The organism is Okeanomitos corallinicola TIOX110, assembly GCF_038050375.1.
Classification (GTDB): domain Bacteria; phylum Cyanobacteriota; class Cyanobacteriia; order Cyanobacteriales; family Nostocaceae; genus Okeanomitos; species Okeanomitos corallinicola.
The window spans coordinates 3,486,792-3,501,800 of sequence record NZ_CP150886.1 but is presented as its reverse complement, the minus strand read 5'-3'; the positions used below and the strand labels follow the sequence as shown (position 1 = coordinate 3,501,800).

At 35.8% G+C, this 15,009-nt stretch carries 18 protein-coding genes; 8 read left to right on the top strand and 10 right to left on the bottom strand.

All coding sequences use genetic code 11. The features are described 5' to 3' along the window. Positions 1 to 117 precede the first annotated feature (117 nt). Positions 118 to 1,551, top strand: a complete 1,434-nt coding sequence (gene gltX / locus WJM97_RS15265; RefSeq protein WP_353929647.1) for a glutamate--tRNA ligase — start codon at positions 118 to 120, stop codon at positions 1,549 to 1,551. Positions 1,552 to 1,619: 68 nt separating this feature from the next. Here gltX and WJM97_RS15260 read toward each other — a convergent pair whose 3' ends face one another. Then, positions 1,620 to 1,946 carry a type II toxin-antitoxin system HicB family antitoxin gene (locus tag WJM97_RS15260; protein ID WP_353929646.1) on the bottom strand — a complete coding sequence of 109 codons (327 nt, stop codon included), beginning with the start codon at positions 1,944 to 1,946 and terminating at the stop codon, positions 1,620 to 1,622. Beyond that, a complete protein-coding gene (locus WJM97_RS15255; RefSeq protein ID WP_353929645.1) occupies positions 1,939 to 2,193 on the bottom strand; it encodes a toxin HicA in 255 nt (84 codons plus the stop codon). Before WJM97_RS15255 ends, WJM97_RS15260 begins: the two co-directional genes overlap by 8 nt. A gap of 191 nt (positions 2,194 to 2,384) precedes the next feature. Here WJM97_RS15255 and WJM97_RS15250 point away from each other — a divergent pair, with 191 nt between their 5' ends. Both WJM97_RS15250 and ftsH2 read left to right on the top strand, forming a co-directional pair. After that, positions 2,385 to 2,879 (top strand): hypothetical protein, encoded by a 495-nt coding sequence (locus WJM97_RS15250; protein ID WP_353929644.1) that lies wholly within the window; start codon positions 2,385 to 2,387, stop codon positions 2,877 to 2,879. Between the two features lie 260 nt (positions 2,880 to 3,139). Beyond that, on the top strand, positions 3,140 to 5,026 hold the full coding sequence (ftsH2, locus tag WJM97_RS15245; RefSeq protein ID WP_353929643.1) for an ATP-dependent zinc metalloprotease FtsH2: 1,887 nt from the start codon (positions 3,140 to 3,142) through the stop codon (positions 5,024 to 5,026). Between the two features lie 133 nt (positions 5,027 to 5,159). On the opposite strand, the gene WJM97_RS15240 is transcribed toward ftsH2, so the two are convergent. After that, the gene (locus WJM97_RS15240) at positions 5,160 to 5,396 is read right to left on the bottom strand and encodes a hypothetical protein (protein ID WP_353929642.1); all 237 of its coding nucleotides are present in this window, start codon (positions 5,394 to 5,396) and stop codon (positions 5,160 to 5,162) included. 137 nt (positions 5,397 to 5,533) lie between these two features. Between WJM97_RS15240 and WJM97_RS15235 the strand changes: the two genes are divergently transcribed. Further along, complete coding sequence (locus tag WJM97_RS15235; protein WP_353929641.1) at positions 5,534 to 5,923, top strand: hypothetical protein; 390 nt, start codon at positions 5,534 to 5,536, stop codon at positions 5,921 to 5,923. Beyond that, entirely contained in the window at positions 5,923 to 6,255 is a 333-nt protein-coding gene (locus WJM97_RS15230) for a hypothetical protein (RefSeq protein ID WP_353929640.1), read from the top strand. The genes WJM97_RS15235 and WJM97_RS15230 overlap by 1 nt, the downstream gene beginning before the upstream one ends. Positions 6,256 to 6,317: 62 nt before the next feature. Here WJM97_RS15230 and WJM97_RS15225 read toward each other — a convergent pair whose 3' ends face one another. From WJM97_RS15225 to WJM97_RS15210, 4 genes are all read right to left on the bottom strand, one after another. After that, the gene (locus WJM97_RS15225) at positions 6,318 to 6,878 is read right to left on the bottom strand and encodes a Uma2 family endonuclease (protein WP_353929639.1); all 561 of its coding nucleotides are present in this window, start codon (positions 6,876 to 6,878) and stop codon (positions 6,318 to 6,320) included. A gap of 98 nt (positions 6,879 to 6,976) precedes the next feature. Continuing rightward, positions 6,977 to 7,408, bottom strand: a complete 432-nt coding sequence (locus WJM97_RS15220; protein WP_353929638.1) for an NUDIX domain-containing protein — start codon at positions 7,406 to 7,408, stop codon at positions 6,977 to 6,979. Between the two features lie 28 nt (positions 7,409 to 7,436). Then, complete coding sequence (locus tag WJM97_RS15215; RefSeq protein WP_353929637.1) at positions 7,437 to 7,889, bottom strand: DUF3531 family protein; 453 nt, start codon at positions 7,887 to 7,889, stop codon at positions 7,437 to 7,439. 73 nt (positions 7,890 to 7,962) lie between these two features. Continuing rightward, positions 7,963 to 8,889 (bottom strand): Sll0314/Alr1548 family TPR repeat-containing protein, encoded by a 927-nt coding sequence (locus WJM97_RS15210; RefSeq protein ID WP_353929636.1) that lies wholly within the window; start codon positions 8,887 to 8,889, stop codon positions 7,963 to 7,965. Between the two features lie 123 nt (positions 8,890 to 9,012). On the opposite strand from WJM97_RS15210, the gene WJM97_RS15205 reads away from it, so the two are divergent. Together WJM97_RS15205 and rsmG are read left to right on the top strand one after the other, a co-directional pair. After that, entirely contained in the window at positions 9,013 to 9,684 is a 672-nt protein-coding gene (locus WJM97_RS15205; protein WP_353929635.1) for an energy-coupling factor ABC transporter ATP-binding protein, read from the top strand. 59 nt (positions 9,685 to 9,743) lie between these two features. After that, positions 9,744 to 10,493, top strand: a complete 750-nt coding sequence (rsmG, locus tag WJM97_RS15200; RefSeq protein ID WP_353929634.1) for a 16S rRNA (guanine(527)-N(7))-methyltransferase RsmG — start codon at positions 9,744 to 9,746, stop codon at positions 10,491 to 10,493. Positions 10,494 to 10,551: 58 nt separating this feature from the next. On the opposite strand, the gene WJM97_RS15195 is transcribed toward rsmG, so the two are convergent. Together WJM97_RS15195 and WJM97_RS15190 are read right to left on the bottom strand one after the other, a co-directional pair. Further along, positions 10,552 to 11,274: a superoxide dismutase gene (locus tag WJM97_RS15195; protein WP_353929633.1), complete on the bottom strand. Its 723-nt coding sequence runs from the start codon at positions 11,272 to 11,274 to the stop codon at positions 10,552 to 10,554. Between the two features lie 166 nt (positions 11,275 to 11,440). Continuing rightward, the gene (locus WJM97_RS15190; protein WP_353929632.1) at positions 11,441 to 11,725 is read right to left on the bottom strand and encodes a hypothetical protein; all 285 of its coding nucleotides are present in this window, start codon (positions 11,723 to 11,725) and stop codon (positions 11,441 to 11,443) included. A 197-nt stretch (positions 11,726 to 11,922) separates the two neighbouring features. Between WJM97_RS15190 and WJM97_RS15185 the strand changes: the two genes are divergently transcribed. Continuing rightward, positions 11,923 to 14,304 (top strand): ATP-binding protein, encoded by a 2,382-nt coding sequence (locus WJM97_RS15185; RefSeq protein ID WP_353929631.1) that lies wholly within the window; start codon positions 11,923 to 11,925, stop codon positions 14,302 to 14,304. 85 nt (positions 14,305 to 14,389) lie between these two features. Here WJM97_RS15185 and WJM97_RS15180 read toward each other — a convergent pair whose 3' ends face one another. Then, positions 14,390 to 14,965 (bottom strand): Uma2 family endonuclease, encoded by a 576-nt coding sequence (locus tag WJM97_RS15180; protein WP_353929630.1) that lies wholly within the window; start codon positions 14,963 to 14,965, stop codon positions 14,390 to 14,392. Positions 14,966 to 15,009 lie beyond the last annotated feature (44 nt).

The window sequence follows — 15,009 nt, the reverse complement described above, 5'->3', positions numbered from 1 at the left end:
GAGAAGGTGAATAGCAAACACCAATTTTACCAATCTGGGAGAAATACCTTGACTGGTTGTTTATAGCCCCTCAGCAATTGTTATAGTAATCTTGCTTTTTGAGAGAGAGAATTAACTGTGTCTGTTAGAGTTCGTATTGCTCCTAGTCCTACGGGAAATTTACACATTGGAACAGCTAGAACTGCTGTGTTCAATTATTTGTTCGCTCGTCACCACGATGGGAAATTTATTCTGAGAATTGAAGATACCGATTTAGAGCGATCGCGCCCTGAATACACCGATAATATTCTCAATGGGTTACGCTGGTTAGGCTTAAACTGGGATGAGGGTCCATTTTTTCAGTCTCAGCGTTTGGATCTTTACAGGGAAGCGGTAGAAAAACTGTTAGATCAAGGATTAGCTTACCGCTGCTACACCACATCCGCAGAATTAGACGCGCTCCGAGAATCACAAAAAGCGCGCAACGAAGCACCCAGATATGATAACCGTCACCGTCATCTTACCCCAGAACAAATAGCCGCTTTTGAAGCTGAGGGACGTACTTCTGTCATTCGCTTCAAAATTGACGATGGCCGGGAAATTGTTTGGCATGACTTAGTCCGGGGTACAATGTCCTGGCGTGGTAGTGACCTGGGTGGTGATATGGTCATTGCTCGCGCTTCATCTGACGGAGTTGGTCAACCACTATATAATTTTGTGGTGGTGGTGGATGACATTGATATGCAAATTTCTCATGTCATTCGTGGTGAAGATCATATTGCTAATACAGCTAAACAAATTTTGTTGTATGAAGCTATGGGTGCAAAAATCCCCGAATTTGCCCATACACCCCTAATTTTGAATCAAGAAGGACGCAAACTTTCCAAACGGGATGGTGTAACTTCTATTTCTGATTTCCAGAAAATGGGTTTTACTGCGGCAGGTTTAGTAAATTATATGACCTTGTTGGGATGGTCTGCCCCGGATTCTACTCAGGAAATATTTACCTTAGATGAAGCAGCAAAAGAATTTACCTTTGAACGGGTGAATAAAGCTGGTGCTAAATTTGACTGGGATAAACTGGATTGGATCAATAGTCAATATATCCATAATATGCCAGTGGATCAGCTCACAGATTTACTTATTCCCTTTTGGGAAGAAGCGGGATATAGCTTGACCGATGGTAGGGAGCGTCCTTGGTTAGAGCAGTTGGTAAGTTTAATTGCTGCGAGTTTGACTCGGTTAGTGGATGCTGTACCCATGACTAAAATGTTTTTTACTGAAGCCGTAGAACTCACGGAAGAAGGTAGTCAACAACTGCAACAGGAAGGGGTAAAAGCTGTACTAGAAGCAATTATCACAGCTTTGGAAAATGAACCACAACTTTCCCCAGAGAGCGCTCAGGAAATTATTAAACAGGTGGTAAAAGCGCAGAAGGTGAAGAAAGGTTTAGTTATGCGATCGCTCAGAGCCGCTTTGACTGGGGATGTACATGGACCAGATTTAATCCAATCGTGGTTATTGTTAAATCAGATCGGATTAGATAAACAACGCTTAAATCAAGCTGTTTAGGTAAATTAGGTGACAGGTGACAGGTGACAGGTGACACTTGTCTTCTGTTACTGTCCACCATAACCAATTTAATATGCAAGCTTATAACTCACGTAGCGGTTTAAGCTAACTTTTTCCTCTGCTGCTTCTATGGCTAACCTGCGATGAAGTTCTGGAGTGATCCGAACTTGAAATTTGCCACTGTAACTTTTTTCGGAAATAGGTATTGGTATTTCCTCTCCATTTTGTTCCATATCTACTAATATATCTTTTACCAAATTTGTAATCCCTTCTAGTGCAGTATTACGGTTTTCACTGAGGTAAGATAGACTAGGAAATTCTGCACATAATCCTATAAATTCTTGATCTTCACTTGACCAAGTAATTCTATAAGTATAGTGGTCGTGGTTAACCATCTTCCGTTTCCTCAATTTTCTCAATGGCAGCTAAAACTTGTTTGACTTGGTAAAACTTTGCTTTTCCATTCTTTTCTTGAATGTTAACTCGTGGATCTCCAACCCAAGGTGTTTTATAAACGCAATGACTTGTTCCTTGTTGTCTAGGTTCTCCAAAATAGTGATTACAAACTTTTACTAAATCAGTAAAGTTTACATCTTTAGGATTGTTCCTGATTTGAGCAAGGATTTTTTGGATTTGTCCCATAAGATAGAATTACCACTAATTGTAGTATCATTAATAATACTATGTCAAGCATAAAGCTTTGTTTTTGGAGTTAATGACCAACTACTAATTGCCAGCTTTTGACTTGTCTCCTGTCTGATTAAACATAGGTTTGGGAACTTGAGACATCAGATTTATGTCTTTTAAATTACTTATATAAAAATATAATTACAATGAAAAAAAAATCACTAAATATAACAACAGAATTATCGTTCATGATAGTCACAATGGTGATGACTACAGCAATTCATGGTTTAGTTAATGCTCAAGAAACACCACAGATTTTTGGAGATATTACCATTGATCGGCAATTTTCACCCGATCCATTGACAGTTAGGGGGATGAGTGGTGGTTCAGTTCCTGCAAGTAAAGTCAATGGGGGGAATAAAACCCAAACTGGGACTTGTTCTGGGTTTGTAGATAAAGAGGCGGATCATACTTTAAAACTTCTGAGTAAATTTGACTACCTGAAAGTACAAGTAGAAAGCCCAGCGGATACGACTATCATGATTAAAGGCCCTGGTGGGACTTGGTGTAACGATGATTTGCATGGGAAAAATCCCGGTATTGTGGGGGAATGGTTAAAGGGTAGTTACAAAATTTGGGTAGGTTCTTACGAAAAAGGTAAATATCTTCCCTATACTTTAAAAATTACAGAATCCAAGTAGAAAAAGGGTTTCGGGGTTTTGAGTTGCACCAAAAGCATGGTCAAATGTAGTGACCATGTGATGAAAACCCTGTATTTGTATTAAAATGAGAATTAAGTTAACTTTAGTTAAGATTTTTGATATTCTGGCTGAGTTTGCCCTACGGCCTTGTTCGCATATCGGCAATCTATGAACAGTTATCAGATGTCCAATTAAACAAAATGGATTTATAAACATCCGTTACATAGCAGTTCTATTAACATATAGAGGCAAATTAAAAGATGAAATTTTCATGGAGAATTGTAGCACTCTGGTCAGTGCTGGCCTTGGTAATCGGCTTTTTCTTTTGGCAAGGCACGTTTGCGGGTGGTGCTGGGGACATGAGTCAAAATACAGCCAATACCCGTATGACCTATGGGCGCTTTCTAGAATATTTAGACGCTGATCGTGTGATCAACGTAGATTTGTATGATGGTGGTAGAACTGCAATTATCGAAGCTAACGACCAAGATATTGAAAATCGGGTGCAACGTTGGCGCGTAGATTTACCTATTAATGCTCCTGAGTTGATCAACAAACTCAAAGCACATAATGTCAGTTTTGACGCTCACCCCATCCGCAATGATGGCGCGATTTGGGGTTTGTTGGGTAATCTTTTATTCCCAGTTTTATTGATTACTGGTTTATTCTTTTTGTTCCGGCGCTCTAATAATATGCCTGGTGGACCTGGCCAAGCCATGAACTTTGGTAAGTCTCGCGCTCGTTTCCAAATGGAAGCGAAAACTGGAGTAAAGTTTGATGATGTGGCGGGAATTGAAGAAGCTAAGGAAGAATTAGAAGAAGTTGTGACTTTCTTAAAACAGCCTGAGAAATTTACGGCTGTTGGTGCAAAAATTCCTAAAGGTGTACTATTAATTGGACCACCTGGAACTGGTAAGACCTTATTAGCTAAGGCGATCGCTGGTGAAGCTGGTGTACCTTTCTTTAGTATTTCCGGTTCTGAGTTTGTAGAAATGTTTGTGGGTGTGGGTGCTTCCCGTGTCCGTGATTTGTTCAAAAAAGCTAAGGATAATGCTCCTTGTATCATCTTTATTGATGAAATTGATGCGGTAGGTCGTCAACGGGGTGCTGGTATCGGTGGTGGTAATGATGAACGGGAGCAAACCTTAAACCAACTGTTAACAGAAATGGATGGTTTTGAAGGTAATACTGGCATCATTATTATTGCTGCTACTAACCGTCCAGATGTGCTTGACTCGGCGCTGTTGCGTCCTGGTCGTTTCGATAGACAGGTTTCTGTGGATGCTCCTGATATTAAAGGACGTTTGGAAATTCTCGAAGTCCACGCTCGGAATAAAAAATTAGATGACGGTGTCTCTTTAGAAGCGATCGCTCGTCGTACTCCTGGTTTTACAGGTGCAGATTTAGCTAACCTCCTGAATGAAGCAGCTATCCTTACCGCTAGAAGACGCAAGGACGCAATTACCCTGTTAGAAATTGATGATGCTGTAGACAGAGTAGTTGCAGGGATGGAAGGTACTCCTTTGGTAGACAGCAAGAGTAAGCGGTTAATTGCTTACCATGAAGTTGGCCATGCTTTGGTTGGTACTTTATTGAAAGACCATGATCCTGTTCAAAAAGTTACGCTTATTCCTAGAGGACAAGCACAGGGTTTAACTTGGTTTATGCCTAACGAAGAACAGGGTTTAATTTCCCGTTCTCAACTCAAAGCTAGAATTACTGGTGCTTTGGGTGGTCGTGCTGCTGAAGAGGTAATTTTCGGTGCTGCGGAAGTGACAACTGGTGCTGGTGGAGATCTACAACAGTTATCAGGTATGGCACGACAAATGGTAACACGGTTTGGGATGTCTGATTTAGGGCCTTTGTCTTTGGAAAGTCAACAAGGTGAAGTGTTCTTGGGTCGTGACTGGACTACTCGTTCTGAGTATTCTGATTCTATTGCTGCTCGGATTGATGGTCAAGTCAGAGCGATCGCCGAGGAATGCTACGATAATGCGAAGAGAATTATCCGTGAAAACCGCAGTGTTACAGATCGCTTGGTTGATTTGTTGATTGAGAAGGAAACTATTGACGGTGATGAGTTCCGGCAAATTGTGGCTGAATACACTGAAGTTCCTGAAAAGCAACAGTTTGTTCCTCAACTATAAAACTCATAATTAGATGTTAAATTGATGGGGATGGTGCAAGCTGTCCCTATTTTTTTGTCAGAATCAGGATAGGATTTGCTGCATATTCTCCTTCAAATTCTTTCCAAGGTATTAGGTATTATTTGAGCTAGTATTACCCATCGGTTATCTGCTGCCAGTTTCCCCCCAAAGGATAGTTTAAACTCTTTTGGTCGTTTGTCTTGTTGTTTTTCTTTTTGATACATGATGCAGGTTTATTTGTAGTTTGAGCATTAACTTGATTATGATTAGAATTTAATCTGGTACAGCCAATCCTTTGCGTAATAGCTAGTCCTGATATGATGATGAAGATAGGTTTGATGATTTTAGTTTTGAGTTGATCAATCTGCATGAGTTAATTATTTCCACAAATTCAAGGTATGGAAAATGTGCAGATGTAGATACAAGTTATGAAAAGTTAATTTCTGACTTTCTGCAAGTAAGATAAATTGAAAGTAACCCTGTCATTTTGACTTAGGAGTTAAATAAATGGATATACTCATTGAATCTACAAAAGATTTTGAAAAAGATTTAGAAAAATTCACAGATACAGAGAAGTTTAAAATTATTAAAGAAATGAATCGGAATTTTGAATTAATCTCTTCTGAGAATAATTCTTTTTATGAACATAGCGAACAACTAAGAAATATTAAACTCAACCATGATTATGATTCCACTATATATTGTTTGACAATAAATGATGACAAAAGAATAATTTTAACTATTGATGATGATCCAATTTTTGGGTGTATTTTAATTACCTTATTTAGAATGGTAGATAAAGAAAATGCTCACCAAGCTTATAATGCGGTTGCAGAAATGATTTATCAAGATTTCACGGTAGAAGAAAACCAAGATTTAAAAATTCAGTGTTGTTAATGGCACAAATTAAACCTCTTTTGGATGAATATGGTGTAATTCATGAAGCGATGAAAATTTTACCAGAATATTTGAAAATTGATTTTCTGGAAGCTTTAGCTGAGTTAGAAGATAATGAATGTCACAGAACTAGAACTTTTCCAAAAACAAGATTACATAAGGTAGCTGGTATTAAACAAGCTATCTATCGTGCAGATATTAATAAAATATCAGGGTGGCGGATTCATTTACAATATATTGATGGCAAAATTCATCTCAAAGATATTATTGGTGGACAACATCATGATAATGTGATGCAAGTAATTAAGTTAAAAAAGGATAGATATGATTAAAAAAGGAGTCAGGATTCAGAATATTTGAAATTTGAAATCATAAAATCTGAGTTGAAAAATCTCTATCCTAAAATGCTATCAACGGTAGTCTTAATTTCTGAAAATGCTAAAATATCTAAAATTTCACCACGGTGAAAAGTCTTGATTTCGCTATATCCATTTGCTGTTGGTTGACGATAAACAGTGATTGTTTGTTCTAAAATATCAACTAACCAAACTTCTAAAATACCACTATTTGCATAAAGTGGAATTTTGATATCTCGATCATATTCCAGACTACTATCTGCAACTTCTATTAATAAAAATGTATCCTGTGGTTGAGGATGTCCAGATTCATAAAAGTCTGCACGGGGTTTAAGTAATGCTATATCCGGTTGGGGTTCTGATAGGTTATTTAATAGAATGGGATTTTGAACTCTGATAATTACTTTTGTTCCTAGCAAAATAGCTAGTAAATAATTGAGTCTATCTACACAAGCTGCGTGTTTTCTACCAATTGGTGACATTTCAATAATTTCTCCGTTGATTAATTCAACTCTATCATCTTCTGTTAAAATACCTGCTTGATTCATTTGATGATATTGTGCAACGGTGAAACGTCTGGTTACTAATTGTATAGACATAATTCACTCTCTTGTTTAAGACTATTTCCTAATTATAGCAACTATCCTAATTTAATGAAATATATCCCCGACTTGTTTTATAAATCGGGAATTTGGTTTTACAAATAATCAAAAAATACTTCTGGTACTAATCTTAGTTCTCCTGATTTAAACTTGGCAATTTCTACCCATAAAGCGCGATGTTTTCTTTCTGGGGTTTCGGAAAAGGTTAAACTTTCAATTTGGTAAAATTTAGAATCTGCAAAGTCGCATTGATAAAGTTGGATGATTTCATGTCCTTGTTTACCATTGAAAATAAACAGGTTTTCGATACAACTTAAATAGCGAATGTTGGTTAAATCTGCTTGAATTTCTTCTTGAAATTCTCTTGCTAATGCTATGCGACTGGTTTCACCAAATTCTACACCACCACCTAAAGCACGATAAAATGTTGATTGTTTTGTGGGATCATATCCTTCAGAAACAAATATTCTGTCACCATCCTTAATTAAGGCTAAAACTATGACGCGAATTGTACCTGGGTTGTTCATATTTATTATTAATTGATTAGTTGACTAATTAGTTATCGTAAATTGAGTATGCGCGAGTTTCATCATCTTCAATTAGCCAATCTTCATTTTCACCACCTAAATATAAAGCTTCAATGGTGACGTATTCTTCACTTAATTGAGTGAGTGCATTGAGGAGAATATCTAGGGAGATCGCATCACTTGTTCCTAAGTCAAACCAGCATCTTCCCCATTCTCCTTCATATTCAAATTCTCCCATGTTGTGCATTAAAGCTAACATACTTTTATCATAACCTTTGTCATCATAATTCATGTAGCTAAGGTCTGAACCTGTCTCTTGAACTTGCAAATTTTCAGAATTAAATCCTCCTAATTTACCTAAATAAAACCAGGAGTTAAATACTTCTTCTACATATTGTTTTTCTTGTTGGGAAGGAACGTTACTAAATTTGATCCAGATCCAAACATCAAAGGGGTTAAATTCTCGAAATTGAATGTACATAATTGGTAATGGGTAATTGGATGAAATTATTAGTCTACTGATTAATGACTAATAACTAATGACTAATCATATATTATTTAAGTCTGTTTTTAGCTAAGTTGTGTTCATATTCAATTTGTTTGACTAAACTAGCCGGAAGTTGGGATTTTTTGGTTAATGCTTTCTCAAAATGTGCGATCGCTTCCTTAATTAAATTCTGACTTTTTTCTTTTTTACCCTTTTCATGTAATATCTGGGCTTTGAGATAATAAATTTCTGGGTTGTCAGCAGTTGTTTTTAAAGCCCGATTTACATAATCTAAAGCTTGGGAATATTTTTTTAAATCTCTATAAGCTAAAGCAATACCTCGTTCTACTAAATATTTCGGTGCTGCATTTTTTTCTAGTTTATCAATTGCTTGTTCGGGACTAATTACAGGTAAATTGACGGCTAACATTAAATTCATATAGCCTTTAATTAAGTTGAACTCTGGATCATTAGCATTAATAGCTTCTGCTTTGTCTAAATATTCATAGACTTTTGCTAATTTAGCAAATGCTTGAGATGCACTATTAATACTTCCTCCTCGTAACAAAATTACCGCACCTTCTAAAAAATGACCAACTCCAGTGTATAAATTCCCACGTAATGAATCCCGTGCAATTAATTTTTGTGCAGCTATTAAAGTTTTTTTACTATACTTATCTAAGCTATTTATATCTTGCTTCCCATAAGCTAAGGAAGCTTTCAACGCATAAGCTAAAGGTTCATCTGGTTCATCAGCAATTGATTTTTCCAGATACTCTGCTGCTGCTGGATAATTTCCCTGTTGAAAAATAGCGTTAAATGCTGCTTCAGTGCGATCTCCAATTTTATGGGGTTGACTGCGACGAAAAGGATCACCCGCTAATGATGGATTAATCCACAGGTTTAAAGCTATAGTAGTAACAAAAGTCACCTTAAAAACTACAGAAAATTGTGAAAACATCCTGAATGGGGACATTAAAAACTGTTTAGACATAATAAATACCGAGAATAATTATGGTTGAAATTGTTTTATGTTTTACTTAAAATTCAAAAAAATACCTGTTTGATAATATCTAAACTTATCAAAAATTCTGACTCCCAAATTCTTACCTAACAAATGCTATATCTCAGAAATTTAACTTATCATCCCACCGCTTGTCCCACAGCAATTCTTAAATCTATTAATTTGGAATTACCAACCCAGCAGTTAGGTTTGATTATAGGTCCGAGTGGTTCTGGTAAAAGCACATTATTAGAAATTTTATCAGGATTGGCTGAACCTACATCTGGTGCAGCTTTTTGGAGAGAACAACCGCTAATATCTGAACAATTACAACAATTAGCAGGTATCGTTTTTCAATTTCCAGAAAGGCACTTTTGCGGTGGTACAATCTTAGAAGAATTACGTTTAGGCCATCCCGAATTAGGTACAGAACGAGTTCATAAGGCATTACAGGAAGTAGGATTAGATCATTTATCACTTTCCGCATCACCTCATGCTTTAAGCGGTGGACAGCAGCGACGTTTAGCTTTAGCTGTTCAACTAATTAGACAACCAAATGTACTATTATTAGATGAACCTACGGCTGGTTTGGACTGGTCAATGCGTCGTCAATTAGTCAATTTATTAGGGAAGTTAAAAAAAGATTGGACTTTATTAGTTGTAACACACGATGCTGGAGATATGTTGCCAATAGCAGATAGTTGTTGGACATTAAATCATGGTGTTTTAGAATCTGTTGATCCGAAAAGTCTAGAAAAGAAGTTATCTGAAACTGTTGTGAATTAAAAGATCAGAATTTTTCACGCAGAGTCGCAGAGTCGCAAAGAAGAACGCAAAAAATTGATATGAGTTTAGAAGCTGCATCTACTTTACCCGAAATGATAGAAGTTTGGCAACAAACGCTAAATTGGCAACCTACAAATGAGGAACAAAATCAATTTCAGAAACTCTATGAATTGGTTATTGATGCTAATCGTTATTTGAATTTAACTAGGATTACTGAACCGTCGGAATTTTGGGAAAAACATCTTTGGGATTCTTTGGTGGGGGTTGCACAGAAACAGCAATTTATGGATGGTTTAAATCAAGGTCTATCTGTAATTGATATTGGTACTGGTGCTGGTTTTCCAGGATTACCAATTTCTCTAATTTTTCCCAATTCTCAAGTTACTTTATTAGATTCTACTCGCAAGAAAATAAATTTTATTGACTCTGTTATAGATGGTCTTGGTATTAAAAATGCTCAAACTGTTGTGGGGAGAGTGGAAGAAATTGGACAGGAAATCAAACACCGAGAAAGTTATGATTTAGCTGTTATTCGTGCTGTTGGTAGTGTTTCTGCTTGTGCGGAATATTGTTTACCTTTGGTGAAAAAAGGTGGTTTAGCAGTTATTTATCGGGGAAGTTTTACAGAAGAAGAAAAGCAAAGTTTAGAAAATTCAGTGAATATTTTAGGGGGAAAGGTGGAGTTAATCGAAGAATTTACAACTCCTTTAAGTCATAGTATTCGTCATTGTTTATTTTTACGGAAGGTTAAACACACACCTGTGAGTTTTCCGCGTCCGGTAGGGATACCTAAGCAAAAACCTTTGTAAATTAGGTAATTGGTAATTAGTCATGTTTATAAATCAATTACCAATTATGAATTACGAATTAACCTATTTTACTTGCATCTGCAAACCGTTGATTAATTTCATCCCAGTTAACCACATTCCACCAAGCTGCTAAATAATCAGGTCTACGATTTTGGTATTTCAAATAATAAGCGTGTTCCCAAACATCATTACCAAAAATAGGATATTTACCTTCCATTAAAGGACTATCTTGATTTGCTGTAGTTGTAATTTCTAATTTGCCATTTTGATTGCGAACTAACCAAACCCAACCGCTACCAAAACGACCTCCACCAGCTTGGTTAAACTGTTTTTGAAAATCTGCAAAACTGCCAAAATTATCTTTAATTGCAGTTGCAATTTCTCCAGTCGGTTCACCTCCACCATTAGGTTTCATAATTTTCCAAAACATCGAGTGGTTAACATGGCCACCACCATTATTTCTTATTGTAGTTCTAATATCTGCGGGGACATTATCAAGATTTTGCAGCAGTTCTTCAACAGTTTTGTTTTTTAGTTCTGGATATTTATCCAATGCTTTATTTAAATTATTCACATAGGCCGCATGATGTTTATCATGATGGAACTGCATGGTTTTAGCATCAATGTGGGGTTCTAGTGCATCATAAGCGTAGGGTAAAGGTGGTAGTTCAATAGTTGATGTTCTGGGGGTGGATGTTTCCGCAGCAGCACAACTATCTAAAATAAAAGCACCCGCACTAGCACCCAGTAAAACTAAGAAATGACGACGATTTAAACTCATAAGTCTTTTTGCAGTTGGTAGATTTGCACACTTTTTACTGTTTTAGATCATAACTGCAAAACTGTATTTAGGAATGGTGAGTTTTACCCCTTTACAGTAACACCCACCTCCGAATTAATTCAGAGTCTCATAGTAAAAGTCGTCTAAAGACGACTATTGACAGCTTTTATTCCAGTTGTTTGACTTGGGAAGTTGTTGCAGGTAAATTGATAGGAGAAGGTTCTATTTTTATAACTGAAAGAGGTATGGCAAAAGTTGCAACTAAAATTGCAATAGCTAAAATTATTGCTACGGGTTTACCACCAGATGAAACTAAAATTGTGAAAATATTCTCTGTTGTTTTTGCTGCAACTTCACTCAATTCAACAATTTCTGATTCTGTAATATTGTCAACTATCTTCTCCGCACTGTCTAAAATTTTGCCAGTATTATCTGTTGTTTGTTGAGACATTGTTTGCACTCCTCAGATGTGTGTCTTTTTCTGTGTCTCTATCATGACTTAGCGTATATGCTGAGTAGGTAGGTAGTCGTAGGTAATTATTTATGAAAATTTATGTAGGTAAATGTAGGCTGATGTAGGTTTGTAGGGTAGAATGTCAAATTATTAGCAAAGTGCTAAATCTAACCTACTAACTCAAAATATGCTCAATGGAATCTCAAGACGCTTTAAAATTTATCAATGATGTATTGCGAGAAAACGAAAAACCTGTCTTAGATAATGTGGAAGAATGTCTTTTTTTAGGTATTTGGGAAGGTCTGGAATATCAACAAATTGTCGCTAAACTTAATCTAAGTAATCAATATACAAGAGAATTAGGAAGCAAATTATTTAAGAAATTAAAAGAAGAATTAGGAATTTTAGTTAGTAAAAAAAATTTTCAAAATCCCATTAAACACTTTTATCAAGAATATTCATCTAATTCTCTTCCTATAAAAACTCCTACACCAAATCCAATTCCATCAAATAATCAAAATCCATTTATCCCCACAACTGGAAGAATAGAAAACCCAGAAAAATTATTCGGTAGAGAACAAGAACTAACACAAATATTTGAACTGCTCAATAATTCCAGTAGTGTTGCTATTATAGGTGAACCAGCAATTGGTAAATCATCTTTTTTATATGCAGTGTGTCAACAATCAGAAAAGTTTTTAAAAATACCACGTCAAAATGTTTTTCTAGACATGAATAATATTTATGACCAAGAAGATTTTTATTTTGCTATTTGTGAAAAACTTGATATACCAGAAAGCAAGGGTTACAGATTCACTAGAAACTTGGAAAACAAAAGAGTATTATTAATTTTAGATAATGTCGGTAAACTAAATGGAACAGGATTTACAAGAGATGTGAGAGATCATTTACGGGGTTTAGCTGAAGGTAGCAATGCTTGTTTAAAATTAGTTGTTGCTGCGAATGAACCTTTAAAAACATTATTTAAGGATAGTCAAAGTAATGGTAATACATCACCATTAGAAAATATTTTTCAACAAATAGATATTTTTCCTTGGGATGAAACTGTTATCCATGATTTTATTACCAAGCATTCTCTTCTCTATGGTGAAGAAATGTATATTCTTGCCGAAACTCTGGTAGCATTTAACGACGCTAAAGAATTAAAATCTATTGCTAATCTACAATTACCTATATTTCCCACATCAGGTTTATTACGTCCTCACACTTGGCAAACATTAAATAGATTTCTGCGAGTAATTGAAGACGTAAAAATTATCAATTGCAGTGTCTCCCATGTATCTCGTTCTTCGGCTTTAAATCGCGTATTAGGCGAACTGACAACTATTTTAAATACAGCCGATACTTTACCCACAGCAGAAAAAGGATTAATTATAGATATTGCCGAAAACTGGCGACAACAACTATTACGAATTGCTGGGGAAGTTGGGGAAGTTGTTATTAATAAATCCGTAAATAATCCTTATGTGATAGGTGACCCAGTAATAGGTAATTTATTTATTGGTAGAGAAGATATTATTAGACAATTAGAAGAACTTTGGCTAAGAGGTATTCAAATCCAGTCAGTAGTTATTTATGGTCATAGACGCATGGGTAAAACTTCGATTTTACGCAATGCTGCCAATTCTTTAGATAATCAAGTAAAAGTTGCTGATGTGAATTTATTAAAGTTAGGAGATGTAACCCAAGGTGTGGGAGAAGTATTAATGGCTATTAGTGATGAAATTTCCCAAGTTGTGAATATTCCCACTCCCAATGATGATGATTTATTAAAACTTCCTGAACGGACTTTTAACCGCTATTTTGAAAAAGTAATTAAAAATTTATCCGGTGGTTTAATTATTGCTATAGATGAATTTGAGAAAATTGAAGATTTAATAAAAGAAAAAAAAATTCCTAATAATTTTATGGATTTGTTGAGAGGTTTATTACAAACATCTCCTCAAGTTGCTTTTGCTTTTGCAGGGTTGCACACTTTAGATGAAATGACCGCAGATTACTTTCATCCCTTCTTTGGGAGTGTGATTAATATTCGTGTCGGTTTTCTCAGTCCTGGTGCAACTGGTCAAATTCTTGCTAACCCTGCTATTGAAGATTTTTTATTAGACTATACACCAGCAGCACTAGATAAAATTTATGATTTAACCCACGGTCAACCTTATTTAGTCCGGTTGGTAGGTTTTCATTTAGTGCGACTATATAATGATTTTGTGTTTGAACAAGGAAAAGACCGCGACCATGTTTTTACGGTGGAAGATGTAGAAACAGTTGTGAGTAAACCGGAATTTTTTACCAGATGTAGTAATTATTTTAATGGTGTTTGGGGTCAAGCTGGGGAAAATGATAATACTCAACAAATAATTTTACGTGAACTTGCCCAAAATATAGAAGGATTAACTGTAAATGAATTAGTTGAGTTGACGGGAATAGATGAAAGTCAGTTAAATGCAGCTTTAGAAATTTTAAACCGTCATGATGTGATTGTCGAAAATCAAAGTCGCTGGAGAATCATAGTAGAGTTATTTCGGCGTTGGGTTGAAAAATCACATCCTTAAAGGAGGTTGTCTGAATCAGGATTTCCAGGATGAAAGGATGAACAGGATAAGGATTGAAGTTAGTAAGTAGTAGAAACTAGAGATTTTAATAACAATCTAAACTCAAACTAAATCCTGGTAATATATCTTCCCCTAATAATTCTGTAGGTAAACTTCGTAATTCCACATCTTTTCCTAAACGATAAATTTCCACTTGTTGCTGTTGAGGATTTATCAACCATGCTAATTTTACTCCTGCATCCATATATTCTTGCATTTTAGAATGCAGAGTTTCTAAATTATCTGTTGCTGACCTTAATTCAATCACAAAATCTGGTACAATAGGAGGAAATTTACGTTTTTGTTCTGGTGTCAGTGCTTCCCATCTTTCTTTTTTTATCCAAGCTGCATCAGGTGAACGTTTAGCACCATTTGGTAATTTAAAGATAGTGGAAGAACTAAAGGTGTAACCTAGTTTTGTTTGGCGATTCCAGATGTTTACATCAGTAATTAAATCTGCTTCTCTGTTACCGCTTTCTCCTCCGACTGGTGGCATAATTATTAATTCTCCGGTAGATGTCAGTTCAAATTGTAAATCTTGGTTTTTTTGACATAGTTGATAAAATTGTTCATCGGACAAATCAACTGTGTTTAGGTTGAGTTGGAAAGGAGTAATCACCATAAAAATATCTATTCTTCTGATTAGGATATATTAATATTATGACT

Bases quoted from the DNA above. Each gene is read 5' to 3' on its own strand.
- WJM97_RS15260 (WP_353929646.1), bottom strand. From the start codon at position 1,946: ATGGTTAACCACGACCACTATACTTATAGAATTACTTGGTCAAGTGAA.
- WJM97_RS15255 (WP_353929645.1), bottom strand. From the start codon at position 2,193: ATGGGACAAATCCAAAAAATCCTTGCTCAAATCAGGAACAATCCTAAA.
- WJM97_RS15250 (WP_353929644.1), top strand. From the start codon at position 2,385: ATGAAAAAAAAATCACTAAATATAACAACAGAATTATCGTTCATGATA.
- ftsH2 (WP_353929643.1), top strand. From the start codon at position 3,140: ATGAAATTTTCATGGAGAATTGTAGCACTCTGGTCAGTGCTGGCCTTG.
- WJM97_RS15240 (WP_353929642.1), bottom strand. From the start codon at position 5,396: ATGCAGATTGATCAACTCAAAACTAAAATCATCAAACCTATCTTCATC.
- WJM97_RS15235 (WP_353929641.1), top strand. From the start codon at position 5,534: ATGGATATACTCATTGAATCTACAAAAGATTTTGAAAAAGATTTAGAA.
- WJM97_RS15230 (WP_353929640.1), top strand. From the start codon at position 5,923: ATGGCACAAATTAAACCTCTTTTGGATGAATATGGTGTAATTCATGAA.
- WJM97_RS15225 (WP_353929639.1), bottom strand. From the start codon at position 6,878: ATGTCTATACAATTAGTAACCAGACGTTTCACCGTTGCACAATATCAT.
- WJM97_RS15220 (WP_353929638.1), bottom strand. From the start codon at position 7,408: ATGAACAACCCAGGTACAATTCGCGTCATAGTTTTAGCCTTAATTAAG.
- WJM97_RS15215 (WP_353929637.1), bottom strand. From the start codon at position 7,889: ATGTACATTCAATTTCGAGAATTTAACCCCTTTGATGTTTGGATCTGG.
- WJM97_RS15210 (WP_353929636.1), bottom strand. From the start codon at position 8,889: ATGTCTAAACAGTTTTTAATGTCCCCATTCAGGATGTTTTCACAATTT.
- WJM97_RS15205 (WP_353929635.1), top strand. From the start codon at position 9,013: ATGCTATATCTCAGAAATTTAACTTATCATCCCACCGCTTGTCCCACA.
- rsmG (WP_353929634.1), top strand. From the start codon at position 9,744: ATGAGTTTAGAAGCTGCATCTACTTTACCCGAAATGATAGAAGTTTGG.
- WJM97_RS15195 (WP_353929633.1), bottom strand. From the start codon at position 11,274: ATGAGTTTAAATCGTCGTCATTTCTTAGTTTTACTGGGTGCTAGTGCG.
- WJM97_RS15190 (WP_353929632.1), bottom strand. From the start codon at position 11,725: ATGTCTCAACAAACAACAGATAATACTGGCAAAATTTTAGACAGTGCG.
- WJM97_RS15185 (WP_353929631.1), top strand. From the start codon at position 11,923: ATGGAATCTCAAGACGCTTTAAAATTTATCAATGATGTATTGCGAGAA.
- WJM97_RS15180 (WP_353929630.1), bottom strand. From the start codon at position 14,965: ATGGTGATTACTCCTTTCCAACTCAACCTAAACACAGTTGATTTGTCC.